Raw genomic sequence first — 2,727 nt, 5'->3', positions numbered from 1 at the left:
GAGCGGCGGAACGACAGCGTTTCATCGAGCTCTTTCAGCTTCACCAGCGCATCGAGCAACATGCGTTCATGCTTGATTTCGAGCTCGTACGTCTGCATGCGCGGCGCGGCGTCCTTGTCCGGATCGTAGCGATAGACTTCAAAAATTCTCTTTGCCATTTCGATTTCCTTGCTGTGCGCCTTAGAACGTACGCGCCTTCGGCGGCACCGATTCGACCGTCAGCGGCTTCATCTGCACCGGCTTGTATTCGAGGCGATCGCCTTCGCTGAACCACAGCGAGTGGCGCATCCAGTTCTCGTCGTCGCGATGCTCGTAGTCGCTATGCGCGTGCGCGCCGCGGCTTTCCTTGCGCGCTTCGGCCGACACCATCGTCGCGCGCGCGACTTCGATCAGGTTCGCCAGTTCGAGCGCTTCGACCTTCGCCGTGTTGAACACCTTCGACTTGTCCTTCAGATGCACATGCTTCACGCGCTCGGCCAGTTCACCGATCTTGTCGACGCCCTCTTCCAGCAGCTTCGCCGTGCGGAACACGCCCGCGTGCGATTGCATCGTCGAGCGGATGTCGTTGGCGATGCTCTGCGTGTATTCGCCCGACGTGGACTTCTCCAGCACCGCGAGACGTTCCATCGCGAAGTCAGCGGCATCGGCGGGAAGGGGCTTGTGCTCCTTCATCTCGCTTGCATGCTTGATGATGTGATTGCCCGCCGCGCGCCCGAACACGACCAGATCCAGCAGCGAATTCGTGCCCAGACGATTCGCGCCATGCACCGAAACGCACGAGCATTCGCCCACCGCATAGAAACCGCTGACCGGATCGTTGTAACCCTTGGCGGTGCCCACGACCTGACCGTGCATGTTCGTCGGAATGCCACCCATCTGATAGTGGATGGTCGGCACCACAGGAATCGGCTCCTTGATGCAATCGACGTTGGCGAACTTCAGCGCGATCTCGCGAATCGACGGCAGACGCTTCATGATCGTCTCCGCGCCGATGTGCGACAGATCCAGCAGCACGTAATCCTTGTTCGGACCGACGCCGCGACCTTCCTTGATTTCCTGGTCCATCGAGCGCGAAACGAAGTCGCGCGGTGCGAGATCCTTCAGCGTCGGCGCATAGCGCTCCATGAAGCGATCGCCGTTCGCGTTACGCAAGATGCCGCCTTCGCCGCGCACGCCTTCGGTGATCAGCACGCCCGCGCCCGCAACGCCGGTCGGGTGGAATTGCCAGAACTCCATGTCCTGCAGCGCGATACCCGAACGCGCGGCCATGCCGAGGCCATCGCCGGTATTGATGAACGCATTGGTCGATGCCGCGAAGATGCGCCCCGCGCCGCCCGTGGCGAACAGCGTGGTCTTGCCTTCGAGGATGTAGACCTCGCCCGTTTCCATTTCGAGCGCGGTCACGCCGAGCACATCGCCATCGGCGTCGCGGATCAGATCCAGCGCCATCCATTCGACGAAGAAGTGCGTTTTAGCGGCAACGTTCTGCTGATACAGCGTGTGCAGCAGTGCATGACCGGTACGGTCGGCGGCTGCGCATGCGCGTTGCACGGGCTTCTCACCGTAGTTCGCGGTGTGGCCGCCGAACGGACGCTGATAGATCGTGCCGTCCGGATTGCGGTCGAACGGCATGCCCATGTGTTCGAGTTCGTAGACAGCATTGGGCGCTTCACGGCACATGAACTCGATCGCGTCCTGGTCGCCGAGCCAGTCGGAGCCCTTGATCGTGTCGTAGAAGTGATAGTGCCAGTTGTCCTCGCTCATGTTGCCAAGCGATGCACCGATGCCGCCTTGCGCGGCCACCGTATGCGAGCGCGTCGGAAACACTTTCGACAGCACAGCGACCGACAAACCCGCACGCGCCAGTTGCAGCGATGCGCGCATGCCCGATCCGCCCGCGCCGACGATAACCACGTCGAAGCGGCGACGCGGCAGAGAAGTCTTGATTGCAGCCATGTTCTTTACACTCTCCAGAGAATCTGTGCGGCGTAGCCGGCGCATCCGATGAGCCACAGGATCGTCAGCACCTGCAGAAACAGGCGCACGCCCATCGGCTTCACGTAGTCCATCCAGATGTCGCGAATGCCGACCCACGCGTGATAGAAGAGGCAAAGCAAGGCTACGAAAGTCGCGAGCTTCATCCACTGGGTCGCGAAAATGCCGGCCCAGCCTTCGTAGGAGAAGTTATGCGCGGCGAAGAACCAGAAGAGCAGAATGACGGTGTAAGCGGCCATCACGACCGCGGTGATGCGTTGCGCGAGCCAGTCGCGCAGGCCGTAATGCGCGCCCACGACCAGGCGCTTCGGGCCGACTCGATTTTGCGTTGCCATGTTCTTAGAAGGCTCCGAAGAGTTTGAGGGCCATCGCGAGCGTGAGCAGCAGCGACACGATCAGCACGATCAGCGCGCTCTGCTTGCCGCCGTCCTTGCTCACGCCGACGTGCGTATCGAGCAGCAGAAACCGAATGCCCGCGCAGAAATGATGCAGATACGCCCACGACAGCACGAGCGTGATGATCTTGACGATGGGGTTGGCCAGAAAGCCCTTGAACGCGTCGAAGCTGATCTCCGACGTGAGGCTCTGATCGAGCAGATACAGGATGAACGGCAGGCACACGAACAGCAGCAGGCCGCTGATGCGATGCAGGATCGATACCTTCCCTGCCAGCGGCAAGCGATACTTCGCGAGTTGGCCGATCCCGATGTTTCGGTATTCCGGCCTTGGTTT

At 61.1% G+C, this 2,727-nt stretch carries 4 protein-coding genes; all 4 read right to left on the bottom strand.

All coding sequences use genetic code 11. From position 1 onward, the window contains the following. A partial coding sequence (locus tag AWB74_RS43950) for a 2Fe-2S iron-sulfur cluster-binding protein (protein ID WP_235024954.1) occupies window positions 1-158 on the bottom strand: 158 nt, incomplete at its 3' end. Window positions 159-180: 22 nt separating this feature from the next. Beyond that, window positions 181-1,956 carry a succinate dehydrogenase flavoprotein subunit gene (gene sdhA, locus AWB74_RS43945; RefSeq protein ID WP_061152723.1) on the bottom strand — a complete coding sequence of 592 codons (1,776 nt, stop codon included), beginning with the start codon at window positions 1,954-1,956 and terminating at the stop codon, window positions 181-183. Between the two features lie 5 nt (window positions 1,957-1,961). Beyond that, window positions 1,962-2,330 carry a succinate dehydrogenase, hydrophobic membrane anchor protein gene (gene sdhD, locus AWB74_RS43940; RefSeq protein WP_014193769.1) on the bottom strand — a complete coding sequence of 123 codons (369 nt, stop codon included), beginning with the start codon at window positions 2,328-2,330 and terminating at the stop codon, window positions 1,962-1,964. A gap of 4 nt (window positions 2,331-2,334) precedes the next feature. Then, a partial coding sequence (gene sdhC, locus AWB74_RS43935; protein ID WP_143749526.1) for a succinate dehydrogenase, cytochrome b556 subunit occupies window positions 2,335-2,727 on the bottom strand: 393 nt, incomplete at its 5' end.

Origin of the sequence: Caballeronia arvi (genome assembly GCF_001544695.2) — a bacterium.
In the GTDB taxonomy this organism is placed as follows: domain Bacteria; phylum Pseudomonadota; class Gammaproteobacteria; order Burkholderiales; family Burkholderiaceae; genus Caballeronia; species Caballeronia arvi.
This window is presented reverse-complemented; position numbering and strand designations above follow the sequence as displayed.